This is a genomic window from Colwellia sp. RSH04 (assembly GCF_003545765.1).
In the GTDB taxonomy this organism is placed as follows: domain Bacteria; phylum Pseudomonadota; class Gammaproteobacteria; order Enterobacterales; family Alteromonadaceae; genus Colwellia.
This window is the reverse complement of record NZ_QXIO01000001.1, coordinates 86,658-107,466: the sequence shown is the minus strand read 5'-3', so window position 1 is coordinate 107,466 and position 20,809 is coordinate 86,658. Positions and strand designations below refer to the sequence as shown.

Here is a 20,809-nt window from a genome sequence, read left to right as displayed (position 1 = left end):
TAGCTACTGGCAAAGATGAGGAGAGTATTATGGCTTATAGCGAAAAAGTTATCGATCATTATGAAAACCCACGTAACGTAGGATCTTTAGATAAAAATGATCCGTCAGTAGCTACTGGTATGGTTGGCGCACCTGCATGTGGTGACGTGATGAAGTTGCAACTTAAAATATCTGATACAGGTATTATTGAAGATGCAAAATTTAAAACCTACGGTTGCGGCTCTGCAATTGCTTCAAGCTCATTAGTAACAGAATGGGTTAAAGGTAAGTCAATTGAAGAAGCAGGTGAAATTAAAAACACCGCTATTGCTGAAGAGTTAGCTTTACCACCGGTTAAGATTCATTGTTCGATTTTGGCAGAAGATGCCATTAAAGCAGCCATTGAAGATTATCAAACAAAGCAAGGCAAATAGCAGGAGTAGATCATGTCAGTTACCATGACACCAGCAGCTAATGAACGCGTTAAGTCGTTTATGGCAAATCGAGGTAAAGGCCTTGGTTTACGTCTAGGTATCAAAACTACGGGTTGCTCTGGTTTAGCCTATGTGCTTGAGTTTGTTGATGATCTTAATGAAGATGATCAATTATTCTCAATTGATGATGTTAATATTATTATTGACACTAAAAGCTTAGTTTACCTTGAAGGCATTGAATTAGACTTTGTTAAAGAAGGTCTTAATGAAGGCTTCAAATTTACCAACCCAAACGCGAAAGGCGAGTGTGGTTGTGGTGAAAGCTTTAACGTTTAATTGGTTATCTAGCTAATATAATATGTTGTGAAAAAGTGTTCAATGAGTCTTTATTGAACACTTTTTACGTTACTAAAACCGATTATTTTTAGCTAAGTTACGCAAATAAGGCCCTTTCTTGTCTTAGAGAGATGTAATGCAATGAGTACTCTTAATTATTTTGAATTACTGGATTTAACGACTTCTTTTGAGGTTGATTTAAGCCAGCTAGCTGAACAATATCAAACTTTGCAAAAAGCTGTTCACCCAGACCGTTTTGCCCATGCTTCTTCACAAGAGCAATTACTAGCCGTGCAAAAGTCAGCTCAAATTAACGATGCCTACCAAACCTTGAAAGATCCTTTAAAACGTGCTGAATACCTTCTGATATTACGTGGTGTTGATATGCCTAACGAGCAAAATACTTTTGGCGATACACAATTTTTAATGCGCCAAATGGAATTAAGAGAAATGCTTGAAGACATTAAACATGCTGATGATGTTGACGGTGCGTTATTTGCCGCACAAGAAGAGCTAGCTACAGAAAGCCAAGGTATTTTCGCTTTAATGCAACAGCAAATACATGAAAATACTCCTGCATCAAATCAGATGGCATGCGATAATTTACGTAAGTTGAAGTTTTATAGAAAACTCGACATTGAAGTTGAACGATTAGAAGATTCTTTATTTGATGATTAACGTGTTAGTTATATCGTTAATTAATCAATAATTTCCCTTAAGTTTACAACCAAAGAACATAAAGAAGAACCATGGCATTATTACAAATTGCAGAACCCGGTCAAAGCACAGTTCCACACGATCATAGATTAGCGGCAGGTATAGATTTAGGTACAACTAACTCATTAATCGCGAGTGTTCAAAGTGGTGAAGCTAAAACCTTAAGTGATGAAGACAGTCGCGACATTTTACCCTCTATTGTCAGTTATCAAGAAAATGACGTCTTAGTAGGCCATCAAGCGCAACAACTCAGCATTAAAGATGCAAAAAACACTATTACCTCAGCAAAGCGTTTAATTGGCCGTTCATTGTCTGATATTCAAAGTAAATATCCTTCTTTACCCTATGATTTTTGTGGTGATGAGAATCACCCAGAAATTATTACCCGACAAGGTAAAGTTAATCCGGTTCAAGTATCAGCAGACATTTTAAAGCGATTAAATGCGCGAGCAGAATCGGCATTAGGTGGTGAACTTACTGGTGTTGTTATCACCGTGCCTGCACATTTTGATGATGCACAGCGTCAAAGTACCAAAGATGCCGCTAAACTAGCTGGCATTAATGTATTGCGTTTATTGAATGAGCCAACTGCTGCAGCTGTAGCTTACGGTCTTGATTCTGGACAAGAAGGCGTTATTGCGGTTTATGATTTAGGTGGCGGTACCTTTGACATTTCAATTCTTCGTTTAAATAAAGGGGTGTTTGAAGTATTGGCCACAGGTGGTGATTCTGCTTTAGGTGGAGATGACTTTGATGTTGTTGTTGTTGACCACCTTATTGAGCAAGCAGGATTAACAAGGCCGTTATCGCCAGAGTTAGAACGTCAATTAATGCAACAAGCCTGTGCTGCCAAAGAACAATTAACCACTGTTGATACCGTTAACGTGGCTTTATCATTAGACAATGGAAACACATGGCAAGGTGAACTTACGAAAGAAACGTTTAATCAACTGGTTGCTAGCCTAGTTAATAAAACACTACGCGCTTGTCGTCGAAGCTTAAAAGATGCAAATATTCGTGTTGAAGACGTTATTGAAGTGGTTATGGTAGGTGGTTCAACACGTGTACCGTTAGTGAGAAGCGAAGTTGAAAAGTACTTTAAGAAAACACCGTTAACGTCGATAGACCCAGACAAAGTCGTGGCAATTGGTGCGGCTATTCAAGCGGATATCTTAGCAGGTAATAAGCCTGACAGTGATATGTTATTACTTGATGTGATTCCGCTTTCTCTTGGTTTAGAAACCATGGGCGGGTTAGTTGAAAAAGTGATTCCACGTAACACGACAATTCCTGTGGCAAAAGCACAAGAGTTTACAACATTTAAAGATGGTCAAACAGCGATGGCTGTTCACGTATTACAAGGTGAACGAGAATTAGTTGATGACTGTCGATCTTTAGCGCGTTTTGAATTACGTGGCATACCAGCAATGACCGCAGGTGCTGCACATATTCGTGTTACCTTTAAAGTGGATGCTGATGGCTTGCTATCTGTATCAGCGATGGAAAAATCGACGGGTGTTGAATCAAGCATTGAAGTTAAGCCATCATTTGGTTTAGACGACAGTAAAATCAGTCAAATGATTAAAGATTCTATGACTAATGCGAGTGAAGATATGCAAGCTCGTATGTTAAAAGAACAACAGGTTGAAGCCGCGAGAGTAATTGAATCGGTACAAGCAGCCTTAGCAGATGATGGTCACTTATTAAATGCTGAAGAAATTGCAGTGATAGAAAATGATTTAAACGCGTTGGCACAAACAAGCCAAGGTAATGATACCAAAGCAATAGAAGATGCTATTGAAGTGGTTAATCAAAGTACGGCAGTTTTTGCCGAAAGACGAATGGATAGCTCAATTAACAAAGCGCTATCAGGACAATCAGTAGATAAGGTTTAGTACACTCATGCCAAAGATAATATTTTTACCTAACGAAGACTTATGCCCAGATGGTGCAGTTGTTGAAGCTGAAAAAGGCGAAAGCGTACTTAACGTCGCTTTAAAAAATGACATTGGTATAGAGCACGCTTGTGAAAAAGTATGTGCCTGTACAACTTGTCATGTCATTATCAGAGAAGGGTTCGATTCAATTGAAGAGAGTGATGAACTTGAAGATGACATGCTGGATAAAGCATGGGGCTTAGAGCCAGATTCTCGCTTAGGTTGTCAAGCAATTGTTGAAGACGAAGATTTAGTAGTCGAGATTCCAAAGTATACTGTGAATATGGTTTCTGAAAATCACTAGGTACTATTCAAATATTATTTTAGAAAGGGTAATAACAGCAATGTTATTACCCTTTTTTATCAGACATTATATCCGTTTGTAATAGGGGAAGCTAAACGCTCTCGTTAGCTTTCGTAAAAAAGTTTGCATAGGCATATAAAAATCTAAGTTAAGCATCGTTTAATTAAAAACTTACAGTAGCTTTAATGATGTTCGAGGAAGTTCTGATAAATTTTCCTTTCTATCAGCTATGGAAAATTCATTTATCCCATAAATTTTTTGTAAAGGAATAATATGTACTTTTTTGTTCTAATGCATAGTCAAAGTAAACTTGCTTACTTTTTTGTATGTTTGTATGGTTTGATGTCGATGTGTGTGTATTGTATGCAATTATAGTTGCTTATTGAATGCATAGTGCATAATTACTGATATAATTTGGATTATTATTAACAAGGATTGTTCATGCTCAAAAAATTAGCATTCGTCTGTTTTTTACTAACTTGCACCGTAGTACTTTCACTTGAAGCAAAAGCTTCGTCAATAACTTTACTTGAAAATACTTCCTTTGTACGAGCTAAAGGTAAGCCAAAAGTTGAAACGGTTCAGTTCAATTATCAAGCAGGGCAGCAATTTCAGTTAACTGTCTTTAATGGCGGAGAGAATAAACAGTATTGCCGAATTTCAAGTGCCGTTATTACGCTAAATGGTAATACAGTCTATTCACAAAGTGACTTTAACCAACAATTTTTTATATTAAAATCTGATGTCGTTCTTCAAGAAAATAACATAATCAGTGTTAAGTTAAACAGTAAACCAAACTGTGGTATTGAACTTAATGTATCAGGTGTAGAACTTTTACCTCAGTTAGAAATTACATCTCTGCCTACAAATCAAATTATTAGTGGTGATCTATTTCAATATGCCATAACTACCAATATTCCACTGGATTGGGAACAAGCTCAAATTCACTTAGTATCTTCACCAAAAGGTATGACTACTAATAATGGGGTTATTCGTTGGACACCTATTAATACTCAAATAGCACTTCATGATGTTATATTTCAAGTGATTGATGATACTCATGGTAATGCTGAACAGCAATTTAAACTCAATGTGATTAGTGTTAATCAAGCGCCTGTTGCCGATGATATTCTCATTGAGATCAATGAAGATCACAGTACAGATATTCAACTGATAGCGACAGACCCAAATGAAGACTCATTGACTTTTGAGTTAAGCTCTACCCCTAAGCATGGAACCATCCAATTAAGTGGTTCGACAGTATCATATACACCTGTCGATGATTTTTATGGGCAGGATAGCTTTCAATATATTGCTAGTGATGGTGAGCTAAACTCTAATATTTCTACGGTCACAATTACCATCTCTAATGTAAATGATTTTCCGTTAATAACAAGTACCCCTGTTTTGAACTGTAATGAAAGAGAGCCATATATATATTCCGTTATGGCTAGCGATCCTGATTTAGGTGACTCTTTAAATTTTAGTTTAGAACTTGCCCCAGAAGGTATGAGTATAAATCCTCTTAGCGGTGTAGTTAACTGGGTTCCAACCTCAAAACAAATAGGGGAACATCAAGTTAAAATTAGTGTTTCTGATAGTATGGGAGGAGAAAGCAGTCAACCATTTATGCTTGTGGTTAAACCGTCAAGTGGGGTCGCATTACCACCAAATCCTGAAGATATTGCCCCGATCCTTAACCCTAATAAGGTGATTGATTTTAAAGATTCTATCGAGTTTTTATTTTCAGGAACAAGCCCTATTCAAACTGGTGTATTGACAGAGGACATATCAGCTAAACGCGTTGCTGTTGTGAGAGGAAAAATTCTAAATAGGGATAGTACCCCGTTAACTGGAGTCTCAATATCTATTAAAGATCACCCTGAGTTTGGTCAAACTTTAAGTCGGGTTGATGGTTGGTTTGATATGGCTGTTAATGGTGGAGGAATCATTACTGTTAACTATAGAAAGGATGGCTACCTTCCGGTTCAAAGAAAAATTGATACCCCTTGGCGCGATTTCGCAATTTTAGATGATATTGTGATGATCCCTCTAGATGAGCAAGTGACAAAAATAGATCTGACTAATAACCAAAATTTTCAAGTTGCGCAAGGTACTTTACAAAGTGATATTGATGGAGAAAGACAAGCTACATTGTTTTTCCCTAAGGGAGTTAAAGCCTCTATGCAAATGCCTAATGGGAATACTAAACAATTACCTATTTTGCATGTGAGGGCTACAGAATATACCGTTGGAGATAGTGGTCTTAATGCTATGCCTGGTGAGTTACCTGCTTTTTCTGCTTATACTTATGCTGTTGAATTGAGTGTTGATGAAGCAATTGCTGTAGGGGCAAATCGTGTTGACTTCAATATGGACATACCATTTTATGTTAATAACTTTTTGAAGTTTCCTACTGGTTGGGGGGTTCCTTTAGGTTGGTATAACTTAGAAAAGTCGGCATGGATACCATCTAAGAATGGTCGTGTTGTTGAGATATTGAGCATTACGAATGGTATGGCTGATTTAGATATATCAGGTGACGGTAACATTGCTGATGCTAGTGCATTGGATGAATTAGCTATAACTGAGGATGAAAGGTATCAATTGGCCAAAACCTTCACTATAGGTGACTCTTTCTGGCGTTCTACAATTTCTCACTTTACCCCATGGGATTGTAATTGGCCATTTAATTTACCTGAAGATGCAGAAGAGCCATTGGAAGATGAGCCTGAAACACCTGAAGATGATATACCAGAAGATGAAGAGCAAGATGAATGTGACGGGTGTATTATTAAAGCCCAGAGTCAGGTCTTAGGAGAAAAAATACCAATTGTAGGTTCCACTTTATCTCTTCACTATCAAAGTGATAGGGTTTCAGGTTATCAGTCAGGTAATGTAGTAGAAATCCCTTTAACTGATGATAACATTCCTGCAAGTTTATTAAGCGTTGAGCTTAATATAATGGTGGCTGGTCGATTACATAGTCAAAGCTTTCCTGCAATTCCTAATCAAAATTATACCTTTATTTGGGATGGCTATGGAAACTATGGAAGGGTTATTGATAGTGCCATAGCAAAGATCTCTGTAGGTTATACCTATTCAGTTACTTATTGCCCACCATCACTTGAAAATATCAGTGGCTTCAATCAATTCGGTAGGCCTAATTGCGCTCAAGAAGGTGTTGAGCGGGCGGGAAGTGTTAGGAACCGAACTGTAAACAAAGTCTGGGTTAAAAGGTTGAAGTCACCAAGCTTTCCTAGTCGACTAAATACTAGAATCAGCAATATGGGATCTTGGTCTATAAGTAATATGCATGCTTATGATAAAAATTCAAACGAGCTACATTTAGGGACTGGAGGAAAAAAAACAGCCAAGAAAGTAAATGAACGTGCAGTATATACCGTAGCGGGTAGTACCGATATAGGATATGGTAATGGCGATTTTTCTGGAGATGGGGAGCAAGCAATTCATTCTAGTTTAAACGATCCTACAAGTGTTTCTATTGCAGATAATGGTGACATTTATTTTGCAGATAGTTCAGGAACAAGAATCCGAAAAATTGATGAAAACGGAATTATTACAACTATAGCAGGTATAGGTGAAAAAGGGTTTTCGGGTGATGGAGGATCCGCTATCAATGCAACTATGAATATCGGTGGTGGCCGAATTACAGTATATAATAATGAAGTATACTTTGCAGATGAATTAAATCATCGTATTCGGAAAGTTTCAGTCGATGGTGTTATTAGTACCGTTGCTGGGAATAGTTTTATAGAACCTCCATGTGAATTAGATTGTATGCCGCAAGTTATACAGCCTTTTGCCATTGAGAGTTCATCATCTTTAGATAATGATAGTGTTCAAGCTTCAGATGTTGAATTAAATTACCCTACTGATGTCAAACTGGCGAAAGATGGAACTTTATTTATTGCCGAGTCTACCCGAATAATAGGTATTACCCCAGATGGTGTTATTAAAAATATTGCAGGAAAGAGGGGCGCTGGTTTCAGTCCTGATGGCGTTATGGCTTTAGAAGCAAGATTGTCAGGTGTTCGCGAGGTTGTAATAGCAGATGATGGAAGTTTCTATTTTACAGATGATTATAACGATCTAATTAGAAAAGTAGGCACAGATGGAGTATTAAGAACAGTTGCTGGTGGAGGACACCTGACAGCCATAAATGGTGTAAGTGCACTATCAGCTCAATTATATAGTCCCAGAAATCTAGCTATCGATAAAACTGGGAATATATATTTTAGCGTTAGGTATAATCAAATTTATCAACTATCCAAAACTGGTATTATTAGACTTATTGCAGGAAATACCTCTTCAGGTTTTAATGGCGATGGTTTAGCCATTGGAGCTATGTTTGATTCCATTGGAGATATTTCTGTTGCAGCTGATAATAACATTTTTATCGCCGATAGATTTAATCACCGAATTAGACGAATAGGTAATTTCTTCCCAGAGTTTTCAACTGGCGATGATATCGTAATACCTGCAGGCTCTGGAAATGAACTTTATTTCTTTTCTGAAGATGGGCATCATCTGAAGACATTGGATACTGTAACCAATGCTGAATTATATAGCTTCACTTATACTACTGAAGGGCTTTTAAGTAGTATTACTGATATTAATGGCCGAGTAACCAAAATAGATCGAGAAGCAGAAAATAAAGTATCAGCTATTATTACTCCTGATGAGCATAGAACAGAGCTTAGTTATGATGCGAATGGCTTTTTAAGTAGTATTTCTAACCCCGAAGGTCAGGCGAATAAGTTCACATATTCGCAAAATGGGCTTATGAAAAGCCACACAAAGGCTACAGGTGAGGCAAATAGTTATCAGTATGATGGATTAGGTCGGTTTGTACGGGATATAGAGCCAACGGGCGGTGGTTGGCTTATTGAACATGTCCGAGCAGATGAAAGTATTGGTGAAATAGGCTACCAAGTAAACATGGTAACTGCTGAAGGGCGTGTTAATCAATTTGCTGTAGAACCTTTATCTACAGGGGAGATGCAAAAAATTAATACTGCGCGTGATGGTAGTGTTACAAGAGTATTTTATACTACTGATGGTAAAGAGGTAACGTCTTACCCTAACGGTAATGTTTTAATATCAGAATCTACTGCTGATCCAAGGTTTGGTATGATGTCCCCTAGTTTAAAATCATCCGTTTTAACTACACCGAACGGCTTAAAAAACAGCCTGTCTGCTAATAAGAAGGTTGTACTAGCTGATGAGTCTCAATTATTAAGCCATACATCATTAATTAATACAGTTGTTGTTAATGGTAATATCCGTCAAAACCAGTATGATTCATTAAGCAATATGTGGACTTATACTAGCGCAGAGGGCAGGTTATCGACTAAAACTTTAGACGATAAAGGTTACGTAGTTCAAAGTAATACTTTCGGCTTAGAGCCAGTTAATATGAGTTATAATAATGATGGAAACCTGAAAATGACTAGTCAAGGTACAGGTCAATATTCAAGAAATACTGTTTTTAATTATTATAATTCTGGTCACCAGCAAGGCTTTATAGAAAGTATTGTAGATACCGCTAATCGAGAAACTAAATTTACTTATGATAGCGCTGGACGCTTAAACTCTCAAACCTTACCAAACAACAATGTTATAAATTATAGCTATGATGCAAATGGAAATATAACTTCTATAACGCCTGCTAATGATGAAGTACATAGTTATGATTATTCTTCAGTTGATAAAATAAGTGGATACACTCCACCTAATACGGATGATATATTTAATAGTAGTACGCAATATAGTTACAACCTTGATAAACAGTTAGAATTAATTACTTTGCCTGATGGGCAAGAAGTGGAACATGTCTATGATTCAACTAAAGGGCATAAAATTCGAACTAAAATACCGCGAGGCATTTTTGACTATAATTACAATTCTATCAGTGGGCAAATAGAGCAGGTTACTTCCCCAGATGCTAGTACTCTTAAGTTTTCTTATGATGGTGCTTTAGTCTTATCTGCAGAGTTAACAGGTGAAGTAAGTGGTAAAGTGAGTCAAGCCTTTAATAATGATTTTAAAGTGGTTCAGCGCTGTGTGAATTCAACTAGTTGTATTGGCTTCTCCTACGATAAAGATTTATTCCTTTCCCTTGCAGGTGATTTAACTATTAACCGCGCGTCACAAAGAGGCGGTTTAATAACGGGGACAAGCTTAGGTAGTATCACTACGAGTAATGTTTATAACGACTTTGGCGAGTTATTAAACTTTAGTGTAAATGACGATAATGTTTATTCAGTTGACTACATAAGAGATAAACTTGGCAGAATTATCCAAAAAATTGAAACTGTTCAAGGTGTCACCACTATTTTTGATTATGAGTATGATTTATTAGGACAATTATCGATAGTTAAAACTAATGATGTAATAACTGGCCGGTATAACTTTGATGATAATGGTAACCGCACTCATATTAATGGAGTGGCTATTGCTAGTTTTGATGCTCAAGATAGATTAAAAGCTCATGATGATAACCTTTATAGTTATAGTGAGAATGGCGATTTAGTTAGTAAGACTAACTCAGTTACAAATAAAGTCAGTCTTTATCATTATGATGTTCTTGGTAATCTTATCAGTGCAGCAATTCCAGATGAAAATTCACCTGATACTGTACAAGTTGAGTACATCATTGATGGACAAAATAGACGTGTTGGTAAAAAAGTTAATGATACGCTAATGCAAAGCTTTTTATATAAAGACCAGCTAAACCCTATTGCAGAACTTGATGGTAATGGCTCTGTTGTTAGTCGTTTTATTTATGGAAGTAAAGATTTTGTACCTGACTATATGAGAAAAAAGGGCAAAATCTATCGCATTATTTCAGACCATTTAGGAAGTCCTAGACTAATTATAAATACGAGTGATGGAACGGTAGCTCAACGCCTTGACTATGATGTTTGGGGAAATATCATTTTTGATAGCAACCCAGGCTTTCAGCCTTTTGGTTTTGCTGGGGGGATTTACGATCAACACACGAAACTTACTCGCTTTGGTGCGCGAGATTATGATGTTGAAAGTGGTAGATGGACAACAAAAGATCCTATTGGCTTAAATGGCGGGTTGAATGTTTACGGCTATGTAAGTGGAGACCCTGTTAATTTGATAGATCCTAATGGTAGGGAGGCAGCAAATGTTGCTACTTGTGTGGCTGCGGTAGAAGGCATCGGTTTAGTTTCAACAGCAATTGATTTTAATTCTGCGGTTAGTGATGCAAAACTTAACCTTACTCACCTTAAAAATTTAGCAAAAAATAGAGCAAAGGAGTGCTTAGCAAATGGAGATCGAGAAGGGTTTACAGATTATTTAGATATAATTTCTGACATTGACCAACAACTAAAGTCAGAGTTATTAAACTCTCCACCTTCACCTTTTTTATCTGGTGTGGCTGTAATTGCTGCAGGTTCAGCATGTGCAATACTGTCATTAACTCCTGGGGCTTAAGAGGTATGAACATATGAAAATAAGTAAAAAAAAATTATCACTATTAGTAATTGTTATTAATACTTGTATAGTAGGTTTCTGTTTTTCCATAACCTATTTAATTAAACTAAAAGATTTTGTAAATTTCCTTACAGATTATGGTTTATCAGTAGTTTCAATAGAAAATTTAGAGTTGATGAATGATATTGAACTGTTAAATAAGTTGATAAAAGTCTCAAGAGGGGAAACTGAAGTAGTAGTTAAGCTATCTCTTGACTTAATTCAAAAGCTGGACTCATTATTACTTTTGAATGCTGCTCTATTTATTCTACTATTGAGTATTAGCTTACTTATGCTGTTAGCCTATAGTAAGAAAAAAGATAATTAGAATTAGTTGTATGTCTTGTAATGGTGAAAAAGAGAAATTGTTATGTTATTAGAGTTAAGTCGAACTAAAATTTTATTTATTATATCTAAACTGAGCTGGTATATTTTCAAGGATTAAGTAAATTGTGGTCCAACAAAAGTGAACATACCATCAATATGGTATCTGAGAATCACTAACTGATTTAATTGATAGGTAACTTAAAGGGTAATAGCTGCAATGTTATTGCCCTTTTTTGATCAGGAAACTTAATTATAAATTACCTAGAATTATTTCAAGGATGTTGTATGGCTAGATTTAATTAATTGTATTAACGCATTGTTCTTTTTTAACTTCAATAGCTTTGTCTATGGCCTCAACTACGGCATCTTCTAATGCTAATTGGTATTCACCATCAGTATTGGCTAGATTAGCATCAACATGAGAGCCTCTGTAATAAGTAACTTGCTCGGTTTTACTATCTTGGTTACTTAATACCACTGTCGCTTTTAGTATGTACATATCAGGACGCACATACGCTTTAATAAGCTTTAAAGGGAGCTTTTCTTCATTTTTAGTTTTCTGTGTTGATGGATATTGTGCATTAATATCTTTGAGTAATTCGTTATAGTCCACGAGTGTTCTTGAATATAAAGATTCATCTATTGTAAATTGCACCCCTACATCACAAGACAAAGTTTGATCATAAGTACTTTGACAAGCACTTATGATCACAGAGCATATTATTGCAACAATAACTCGTTTAGTTAAAGGCAAACTAATTTCTCAAGACTTTCTTCTTTAGGCATCGAACATATTGCTCCTGCCCTGTGTCCTTCACTAAATCGGATAACTTTTCGTGTATCTGTTTCTTCAACTAATATCGATTTATGATATTTAGGGTAACCTGCTAATGTAATACCTGATTTGGCATAAGTTTCAGGCAATGTTTTATCGTCAATATCATTTGCTATTAACGTAAATAATTGCTGTATACCATTTCGTAGATTTACATCTAGTTCTTCTTTATATTCAGTACTCCAAGCATGAGCTGTAATTTTATTCGCTCCTTCAAAATCTAAATCTGATTTCCTTGCTTTTTTAATTTTCTTTTGACGTTTAAGTCTAGCTTCTCTAGATTTTTGTTTCTTTTCGCTTAGCTTATAAAAATCTTCGTTTATCTTTGCAACCTCAGCATCTATGTGTGCTTGTGTTTTTATGGGGGCGGGTAGAGATAGGCCAAAATAGGTAAAGGTATTTTTATATAAAATACTATCTTTAACTTTAGTTTTCCCTTTGCCATGACCTTTTTGGTTTAAGCTCACATTCGTTACAATAAAAGGCGTTCTAAAATCAATATCCATTTTATAGTGTGTGTTTAAAACTAAGTAAGTCTCATTAGGTGAAATTAGTTTCTCTAACTCATCATAAGACTTGACCGTTTTTATCGTACCAACGTTGATATTAGTATCGAGCTTTTTAACTATTTCTTCTTCAAATAATTTATCAAAATTTAAATGCAATAACTCGTTACGAATACCGACTAAATTTTCTTCAGCGATTTCAGCGTTCGATTTATTAATAGAAGTGTCAATAGCAACACCAACCAAAGCACCGACTAAGCCAAATTGAGCTGTAGCAGCTGAACTGTTTTGTACAGGGTATAGCGCCTCTAATTCATCTTGAGGGATTAAAGAGTAAACATTAATCGTTTTGTTAGTTGTTGGTGGTGTATAAACTTGTTTTGCCGGTGTTACTTTACAGCCAGAAACGACCAGTGAAATCGTTACTAAAACTATGAATTGGGTGAGTATCCTCATTCTTATTATATCTTCCTTTAAGTATAGTGGACGGCGATTTTAATATAGTTTATTCAATAAGTTAAGCAGAGGTGTTTTATTTTTTCGTTCTTTTTTTTCTAAGGTAAAGATATGATTACAGAGCAAACCAGTAGTTAGCTCTGTAATTTAAAGGTGGTAATTTAAAGATGGTAATTTTAGTTAGGGTGGGCTGCTTTCACTTTAGTTATAAATGCTTGCCATATTTGATTTGGCTGCCATATTTTTTCCATGTCTTGTCTGGCAATGTTTTCATCTTCATTAAGTTGGGTAACACGATACAAATAGGTAAAAACAGCACCGCGCCAATTTAATTTACAATGGGTTAATACTTTCGAATTATCGTTAGGTAATTGCTTCATATAACTTATGTAGTCATCAAAGTTTTCAACGGTTGGATTGTTCCATTCAACAGCAATATTATGATAAGTGAGTTTCATCGCTTTCATTAACTGCGCTTCTTTTGTTCGATCGCCTGGGATCAAATCAATCACTTTAGTTACGCCATTGTTCTTAAGTATCTCAAAGTGCTGTTGATTAGGTAAGCCTGAGCTTAGCATGGAGGCAGTATTTATTTGAAAGTTCTTTAAGTCGTTAAGCTGAGGAGTTAGTTGATCTTTTGCTGCATGAGCTAAGCTCGTGATCATTAACAAGCTACTGAGTATTAAGCTGTTAATAAAAGTGTTGCGAATTAAGGCGCAGGGAACAAAAGTTCTTTGAAATAATGTGGTTGATAGTTTCATGTTTTATTATTTGGCTAATTGAGTCAACACGCCCTATATTATTTGTAAACGTTAAAAACTTAAAGAGCAGAGAATATTTGCTTACATTTTTTAAGTACTCCCTTCTTTTATTTGCTGGTGGTATTTTTTATTGCATACCCTCATTGGTGCAGCCAGTGAATTAAAACTGTGCATAAACGTAGATAACCTGCCTTGTGGTTTATGAGTTAATCGTCATGATTTTTCTTTTAAATAAAATAAAAACAATAGGTTATGTTTTTATTTGTTTCTCTTTTTTGTCTTGGTACTAATTTTGCGAATACCTAGTTAACGAAAATCACATTGGTTAAATAGGGTTGCATTATGAGTAAGCAAAGAGTTGTTGTTGTCGGGAATGGTATGGTTGGTCATCACTTTATTGATCAATTAACGAATAATCATAGTGATCAATTTCAAGTTGTCACTTTTGCCGAAGAAAAGCAGCTCGCTTATGACAGAGTAATGCTTACCAGTTACTTTACTGGGAATGACTTAGCACTAACCACACCACAAGCCTATGATGAAAAAGGCGTTGAGTATCATTTAAACGAAAAAGTAACGGGCATTAACCGAGCAGCAAAAACTATTGTTACCGAATCAGGTAAAGAAGTTGCTTACGATAAGTTAGTGTTATCAACAGGCTCCATTCCTTTTGTACCGCCAGTGCCAGGAAAAGACCAAGAAGACATTCACGTGTATCGCACCATAGATGATTTAGATGCAATAGCTGAATCAGCCCAATCAAGCAAAGTTGGGGTGGTAATTGGTGGGGGCTTACTTGGCTTAGAAGCCGCTAATGCGATTAAGCAGCTAGGGCTTGAAACTCATGTAGTAGAGTTTGCTCCGCGTTTAATGGCAGTACAGTTAGACCAAGAAGGCGGTGATTTACTGCGCAGTAAAATCTCTGATCTTGGTGTAACCGTTCATACAGAAAAAAATACCCAAGAAATTGTTAAAGGAGAAAGCTGCCGCTATCGCATGAACTTTGCTGATGGTACTTATCTTGAAACTGATGTTATTGTCTTTTCTGCGGGCATCAGGCCTCAAGATCAGTTAGCCAGAGTGAGTGATTTAACCCTTGGTGAACGTGGTGGTATTGCTATTAATGAACACTGTGTTACCAGTGACCCAGATATTTATGCCATTGGCGAATGTGCACTTTGGGAGAGTAAAATATTTGGTCTAATTGCACCAGGTTATGCCATGGCTAAAGTCGCAGTAAGTCACTTAACAACACAAGATAAAAGCGAAGCAAAAACCTTTAAGGGTGCTGATATGAGCACCAAATTGAAACTGCTAGGGGTTGATGTTGCCAGTATCGGTGATGCCCATGCGCAAACTCCCGATGCACAATGTTTTAGTTTTGTTGATTCAACGGCAGGGGTTTACAAAAAGGTTGTTGTAAGCAGCGATGGTAAGCAATTACTGGGTGCTGTACTTGTGGGTGAAACCAGTGATTACGGGCAATGGCTGCAACTTGTTGTTAATAATATGCCATTAACGCGTCCTGCTGAATACTTGCTATTACCTGAGCTAGATGATGAAGCTGGTACTGGAGAAAGCGGTGTAGATGCATTGCCTTGTAGTGCACAAATTTGTTCTTGCTATGACGTGAGTAAAGAAGCAATCAGTCAAGCGGTTGCCTATGGTGCTCATGATATTGCTGCCCTTAAATCGTGCACGCAAGCAGGTACAGGATGTGGTGGTTGTGTACCATTACTCACACAGGTACAAAACAGTGAGTTAGCTAAATTAGGGGTTAGTGTTGATGATAGCTTATGTCGTCATTTTGCTTACTCTCGTTCTGAGTTATTCGATATTATTCGAGTGAAAAAAATTCGTAGTTTTGATGCCTTAATTACTGAATGCGGCAGTGGCGATGGCTGTGAAGTGTGTAAACCAGCGGCAGCGTCAATGTTTGCTTCATTGTGGAATGAACATGTTCTTGATGAAGAGCTCGTTAGCTTACAAGACACCAACGATAACTTCTTAGCAAATATGCAAAAAGATGGTACTTATTCAATTGTGCCACGCGTACCAGGCGGTGAAATTACTCCTGAGCAGTTAATTGCTATTGGTGAAATCGCAAAAGAGTATCAGCTATACACCAAAATTACCGGTGGTCAACGTATAGATTTGTTTGGTGCTCAATTGGCTCAGCTTCCTGTGATTTGGCAAAAAATGGTCGATGCAGGTTTAGAAACGGGTCATGCCTACGGAAAATCATTACGCACAGTTAAGTCTTGTGTCGGCAGTACGTGGTGTCGCTATGGTGTGCAAGACAGTACAGCAATGGCCATTTTAGTTGAGCAGCGTTATCGCGGTGTTCGTTCTCCTCATAAAGTAAAGATGGCTGTTTCTGGGTGTGCTAGAGAATGTGCAGAAGCGCAAAGTAAAGACTTTGGTGTTATTGCCACCGATAAAGGTTGGAATTTATACGTGGGTGGTAACGGAGGTATGCGTCCTCGTCATGCGGATTTATTTGCCAGTGATATTGATGATGCCACCTTAATTCGATACATCGATATTATTTTTATGTTCTATGTTCGCACTGCTGAGCGTTTACAACGTACTTCGGTTTGGTTAGAGAACCTTGAAGGTGGCTTAGCTTATCTGCAAGATGTTGTGATTAACGACAAACTTTCTATTAACGATGAATTGCTTACACAAATGGAACACTTAGTTGATACCTACCAATGTGAATGGAAAGCGACCTTGGAAGATCCGAAAAAACTTAAACGATTCAATCACTTCATCAATAGCGATAAGTTAGATGACAACGTGATTTTTACAACGGTACGCGATCAAATTCAACCTGCACGCAAAGCAGAAGAAGCAGAAATGGCTTAATACCAAATGCTTGAACAAAAATTTAAAAATTAAAATTAGAGGGACACTCATGACAACAGAAGCTAAAGCGTTATCAGGCAGTGACATGTCAGGCCAAGACTGGGTTGCTATTTGTCAATTAAGCGATATTGCAAAAAATACCGGCGTATGTGCTGAATTTAATGGTGAACAGGTTGCTATTTTCCATTTATATTCAAAAGCACTTGGAGAAGAAAGTGAGATTAAAGCGGTAGGAAATTACGACCCTTTTGGTAAAGCAAATGTGCTATCGCGCGGTTTAATCACCGAAAAAGAGAACAGCTACCGCATTGCATCCCCGTTGTTAAAGCAAGAGTATTGCTTAACAACGGGTAAATGCTTACAAGATGAAAGCATTGTAATTCCAACGTATAAAGCACGCGTTAAAGACAGTGTTGTTGAACTATGCGCTGCACTTGAAACAGCAGCGACGGAGGCATAAGTATGAGTTCGTCAAACTTTAGTTTTTGGTCGTTAACGCCAAAAATGAAAACACTTCATTTCAGTTGGGTTGCTTTTTTTATTAGTTTTTTTGTTTGGTTTAACCATGCACCTTTACTTGGGCTTATTGCTGAATCACTCTCATTAACTTCAGCTCAAATTAAAACTTTATTAATATTAAATGTTGCCTTAACAATTCCGGCGCGAATTATTATTGGCGTGGTAACTGATTTATACGGGCCACGAAAAACCTACAGCTTATTACTGATTATTTGTGCAATACCATGTTTTATGTTTGCCATAGGTGACACGTTTGAACAATTAGCCTTAGCTCGATTTTTACTTGGCTTTATCGGTGCAGGGTTTGTTATTGGTATTCGTTTAGTAAGTGAATGGTTTCCAGCCAATCAGCTTGGTTTGGCTGAAGGTATTTATGGCGGCTGGGGCAACTTTGGCTCAGCAGCTGGCGCAATTACCTTACCGATTATTGCGTTAGCTTTTGGCGGCGACGATGGCTGGCGTTATGCGATAGGTATTACGGGTATTATTAGTTTTATTTACGGTTTTGTATTTTACTTCGGTGTACGTGATACGCCACAAGGCGCAACGTATTTTAAGCCAAAAAGCTCAAAAGCTATGGAAGTAACCAGTGTAGGTGATTTTTATTTGTTACTTGTCATGAAATTACCGTTATTTGGTGCACTAGCGTTATTGAACTGGAAGTTGTCACCTGCTGGCGTCAGTTTAATTTCGTTTGAATTTAGTGTCTTGGTGTATTTAGTGTTAGTCGCTTTATACATTTATGAGATTATTGCCGCATATCAGGTTAATAAATCAGTATTTACTTCTAAGGTTGATCCTATACACCAGTATTCTTTTAAACAAGTGGCAGTATTGAATGTTTTGTATTTTGCTACATTTGGCAGTGAGTTAGCGGTCATTTCAATGTTACCTTTATTCTTTAGCGAAACCTTTGGTCTTGATATCGTTTATGCTGGCTTACTTGCCTCAAGCTACGCATTTATGAACTTGCTTTCTCGACCGCTAGGCGGCTGGATTAGTGATAAGTACGGACGTAAAACCACGTTAGTAATATTAACGGCAGGGTTAAGTTGTGGTTATGCTGTTATGGCGCTTATTAATGGAGAATGGCCACTCTTTTTAGCAGTAGCTGCCGCGATGTCATGTTCATTCTTTGTGCAAGCGGGTGAAGGCGCAGTATTTGCTGCCGTACCATTAATTAAACGTCGATTAACAGGTCAAATTGCAGGAATGACAGGCGCTTATGGTAATGTGGGTGCCGTGTGTTACTTAACGGTATTATCGTTTGTGAGTTACTCGGTGTTCTTTGCTGTAATTGCCTTTAGTGCCTTTATTGGTCTATTAATGCTTTACTTTATGCAAGAGCCAAAAGGTAGCATGGCTGAAATATTACCTGATGGTAGTGTCGAGTTAATAAAAGTTAATTAAGACTCAGATAAAAATATAATACGAAAGAAGAAAAAGCATGGGTAGTAGCGAATTGAGTGATATCAACAGCATACGAGCAAAAGTTCCATCAGAGCGTGCGAACCACAGCGCGAGTCTTGAGGTAACATTTGGCGGCTACTCATGCAAAGGTGAAAAAGCAGAGAACCAAGACGCTTTTGCCCTTAAAGTTAATCAAGGTCAGTCACTTGAGCTGAAAGGGCATGTTGCTGTTATTGCCGATGGTGTCTCAAGCGCTAATCAAGCAGCTAGGGCTAGCCAGATGAGTGTATGTCATTTCATTGATGAATATTTAGCTACTCCAGATACTTGGTCTGTGCATAAATCTGCGAGCAAAGTGATTGCCTCATTAAATAACTGGCTGTTCTCGCAGCAAGTAGTTAGTGATATTAACGGTGAGTTACAGCAATGGTTTAGTACTTTTTCAGCGGTGGTGCTAAAAGGTAATCGATGTCATTTATTTCATGTTGGTGATTGCCAAGTGGCAAAAGTAAATGGTGATGGCTATCAAGTATTAACGCGTGAGCATGCAACGGCTGGCGGCATATTAAACCGTGCGTTAGGTGCAGCTACCCACATTGAGATTGATGCCTCAACCTCGGCTTTGGCCATTGGCGATATTATAATGCTTAGTTGCGATGGGGTTTATCAGTTTGTAAAGCCAAGGCAAATAAGAGAATTATTAAAATCTACCGCTGATTTAGAGCAAGCTAGTAAAGCAATAACCACTTTAGCGAGTAAGCAAGGCTCACTTGATAATTTAACGTGTTTATTAATTAAAATAGAGCAGTTACCTAAAGAGCAGTTTAGTGAACTGGTGTTTAATAGAACGCAACAAGTCATTCCACCGGCTCTCAAAGTCGGTGTATCTTTAGATCATTTTGAAATTCTAGACATACTTGAGCAAACGGCACGCTCACATGTTTATTTAGCGAAAGATAACCAAGCACAGCGTTTGGTGGTGCTGAAAATGCCTTCGCTCAATTTTTCAGATGATAAAGAATACCTTGCTAATTTTATTAAAGAAGGCTGGTTGGGTGAAAAATTATTTCATCCCAGTATTATGCAAATTTTTCCTTGGCGAATGAGAAGTCGATTCTTATATCATGTTTGTGAATATGTTGACGGGCAAACCTTAGCGGCTTGGTTAAATGAAAACCCTAAACCAAGCTTCGCTAAAGTGTGTGCTATCGCTGAACAAATAGTAACATGTCTTCGTGTTTTTCAACGCCATGACGTAGTACATAGTGATATTAAACTCGATAATTTCATGATAGATGAGCATTCAAGAATTAAGCTCATTGACTTTGGTAGCTGTGATGTTGGCGCGTTGGTAGATGAGAAAAATAATCAATATAATCAACCACTAGGTACAATTAGTTACAGCGCTCCTGAATTATTTTATGGGCACAGGAGTAACCATCAAAGTGAACTCTTTTCTGTTGCCGTTGTGGTATATCAGTTGTTAACAAATCAATTACCCTTTGGTGAATTGTCTCGCATTGAACAGGTGCCTAAACAATTTAATTTATGGCGTTATCGCCCAGTAACTAGCTATAGAAAAGATCTACCGACTTGGTTAGATATGGTGTTATCAAAAGGGTTAAGTGCCGATCCAAGTTCGCGTTATCAACATTATTCCGAATTTATTGGCGATTTAAACAATCGCAATAAAGGTAATGTCTTACAACAAGCTAAACAACCTTTGATTGAACGTGATCCAGTGAAATTCTGGCAAGGTGTCAGTGCTTTATTAATGCTGGTATTGTTGGTACAACTCTTCTGGTAAAGCTTTTTCTGCTCATAAGTTTTTGTGCTGCACAATAACAATTCATGTTGTGCACTACTTTTGCTCATCTCTTTTTATTTTGA

The 20,809-nt window shown here is 37.2% G+C and carries 14 protein-coding genes; 11 read left to right on the top strand and 3 right to left on the bottom strand.

What is annotated here, in order from left to right:
• Positions 1-29: 29 nt before the first annotated feature.
• From iscU to D1094_RS00385, 7 genes are all read left to right on the top strand, one after another.
• Positions 30-413, top strand: coding sequence for a Fe-S cluster assembly scaffold IscU (gene iscU / locus D1094_RS00415; protein WP_118958115.1), 384 nt, complete (start codon positions 30-32; stop codon positions 411-413).
• A gap of 12 nt (positions 414-425) precedes the next feature.
• Positions 426-749 (top strand): iron-sulfur cluster assembly protein IscA, encoded by a 324-nt coding sequence (gene iscA / locus D1094_RS00410; protein ID WP_118958114.1) that lies wholly within the window; start codon positions 426-428, stop codon positions 747-749.
• A gap of 141 nt (positions 750-890) precedes the next feature.
• On the top strand, positions 891-1,427 hold the full coding sequence (gene hscB, locus D1094_RS00405; RefSeq protein ID WP_118958113.1) for a co-chaperone HscB: 537 nt from the start codon (positions 891-893) through the stop codon (positions 1,425-1,427).
• 71 nt (positions 1,428-1,498) lie between these two features.
• The gene (gene hscA / locus D1094_RS00400) at positions 1,499-3,361 is read left to right on the top strand and encodes a Fe-S protein assembly chaperone HscA (RefSeq protein ID WP_118958112.1); all 1,863 of its coding nucleotides are present in this window, start codon (positions 1,499-1,501) and stop codon (positions 3,359-3,361) included.
• Positions 3,362-3,368: 7 nt separating this feature from the next.
• Complete coding sequence (fdx, locus tag D1094_RS00395; protein WP_118958111.1) at positions 3,369-3,707, top strand: ISC system 2Fe-2S type ferredoxin; 339 nt, start codon at positions 3,369-3,371, stop codon at positions 3,705-3,707.
• A 441-nt stretch (positions 3,708-4,148) separates the two neighbouring features.
• On the top strand, positions 4,149-11,198 hold the full coding sequence (locus D1094_RS00390) for an Ig-like domain-containing protein (RefSeq protein ID WP_118958110.1): 7,050 nt from the start codon (positions 4,149-4,151) through the stop codon (positions 11,196-11,198).
• A 13-nt stretch (positions 11,199-11,211) separates the two neighbouring features.
• A complete protein-coding gene (locus D1094_RS00385) occupies positions 11,212-11,565 on the top strand; it encodes a hypothetical protein (protein WP_118958109.1) in 354 nt (117 codons plus the stop codon).
• Between the two features lie 294 nt (positions 11,566-11,859).
• On the opposite strand, the gene D1094_RS00380 is transcribed toward D1094_RS00385, so the two are convergent.
• The 3 genes from D1094_RS00380 to D1094_RS00370 all read right to left on the bottom strand — a co-directional run bounded on the left by D1094_RS00380 (position 11,860) and on the right by D1094_RS00370 (position 14,122).
• A complete protein-coding gene (locus D1094_RS00380) occupies positions 11,860-12,318 on the bottom strand; it encodes a hypothetical protein (RefSeq protein WP_118958108.1) in 459 nt (152 codons plus the stop codon).
• The gene (locus D1094_RS00375; protein ID WP_118958107.1) at positions 12,309-13,361 is read right to left on the bottom strand and encodes a hypothetical protein; all 1,053 of its coding nucleotides are present in this window, start codon (positions 13,359-13,361) and stop codon (positions 12,309-12,311) included. Before D1094_RS00375 ends, D1094_RS00380 begins: the two co-directional genes overlap by 10 nt.
• A 176-nt stretch (positions 13,362-13,537) precedes the next feature.
• On the bottom strand, positions 13,538-14,122 hold the full coding sequence (locus D1094_RS00370; RefSeq protein WP_259337773.1) for a protein tyrosine phosphatase family protein: 585 nt from the start codon (positions 14,120-14,122) through the stop codon (positions 13,538-13,540).
• 342 nt (positions 14,123-14,464) lie between these two features.
• Here D1094_RS00370 and nirB point away from each other — a divergent pair, with 342 nt between their 5' ends.
• Genes nirB through D1094_RS00350 form a run of 4 tightly spaced genes read left to right on the top strand, consistent with a single transcriptional unit; the run spans position 14,465 to position 20,726 of the window.
• A complete protein-coding gene (nirB, locus tag D1094_RS00365) occupies positions 14,465-16,990 on the top strand; it encodes a nitrite reductase large subunit NirB (protein ID WP_118958106.1) in 2,526 nt (841 codons plus the stop codon).
• Positions 16,991-17,039: 49 nt separating this feature from the next.
• Positions 17,040-17,450 (top strand): nitrite reductase small subunit NirD, encoded by a 411-nt coding sequence (gene nirD / locus D1094_RS00360; RefSeq protein ID WP_259337772.1) that lies wholly within the window; start codon positions 17,040-17,042, stop codon positions 17,448-17,450.
• Positions 17,451-17,452: 2 nt separating this feature from the next.
• On the top strand, positions 17,453-18,919 hold the full coding sequence (locus tag D1094_RS00355) for a NarK family nitrate/nitrite MFS transporter (protein WP_118958105.1): 1,467 nt from the start codon (positions 17,453-17,455) through the stop codon (positions 18,917-18,919).
• Positions 18,920-18,956: 37 nt separating this feature from the next.
• Complete coding sequence (locus D1094_RS00350) at positions 18,957-20,726, top strand: bifunctional protein-serine/threonine kinase/phosphatase (RefSeq protein ID WP_118958104.1); 1,770 nt, start codon at positions 18,957-18,959, stop codon at positions 20,724-20,726.
• The last annotated feature ends 83 nt before the right edge of the window (positions 20,727-20,809 follow it).

Bases quoted from the DNA above. Each gene is read 5' to 3' on its own strand.
- iscA (WP_118958114.1), top strand. From the start codon at position 426: ATGTCAGTTACCATGACACCAGCAGCTAATGAACGCGTTAAGTCGTTT.
- hscB (WP_118958113.1), top strand. From the start codon at position 891: ATGAGTACTCTTAATTATTTTGAATTACTGGATTTAACGACTTCTTTT.
- fdx (WP_118958111.1), top strand. From the start codon at position 3,369: ATGCCAAAGATAATATTTTTACCTAACGAAGACTTATGCCCAGATGGT.
- D1094_RS00390 (WP_118958110.1), top strand. From the start codon at position 4,149: ATGCTCAAAAAATTAGCATTCGTCTGTTTTTTACTAACTTGCACCGTA.
- nirD (WP_259337772.1), top strand. From the start codon at position 17,040: ATGACAACAGAAGCTAAAGCGTTATCAGGCAGTGACATGTCAGGCCAA.
- D1094_RS00355 (WP_118958105.1), top strand. From the start codon at position 17,453: ATGAGTTCGTCAAACTTTAGTTTTTGGTCGTTAACGCCAAAAATGAAA.
- D1094_RS00350 (WP_118958104.1), top strand. From the start codon at position 18,957: ATGGGTAGTAGCGAATTGAGTGATATCAACAGCATACGAGCAAAAGTT.
- iscU (WP_118958115.1), top strand. From the start codon at position 30: ATGGCTTATAGCGAAAAAGTTATCGATCATTATGAAAACCCACGTAAC.
- D1094_RS00375 (WP_118958107.1), bottom strand. From the start codon at position 13,361: ATGAGGATACTCACCCAATTCATAGTTTTAGTAACGATTTCACTGGTC.
- D1094_RS00370 (WP_259337773.1), bottom strand. From the start codon at position 14,122: ATGAAACTATCAACCACATTATTTCAAAGAACTTTTGTTCCCTGCGCC.
- hscA (WP_118958112.1), top strand. From the start codon at position 1,499: ATGGCATTATTACAAATTGCAGAACCCGGTCAAAGCACAGTTCCACAC.
- nirB (WP_118958106.1), top strand. From the start codon at position 14,465: ATGAGTAAGCAAAGAGTTGTTGTTGTCGGGAATGGTATGGTTGGTCAT.
- D1094_RS00385 (WP_118958109.1), top strand. From the start codon at position 11,212: ATGAAAATAAGTAAAAAAAAATTATCACTATTAGTAATTGTTATTAAT.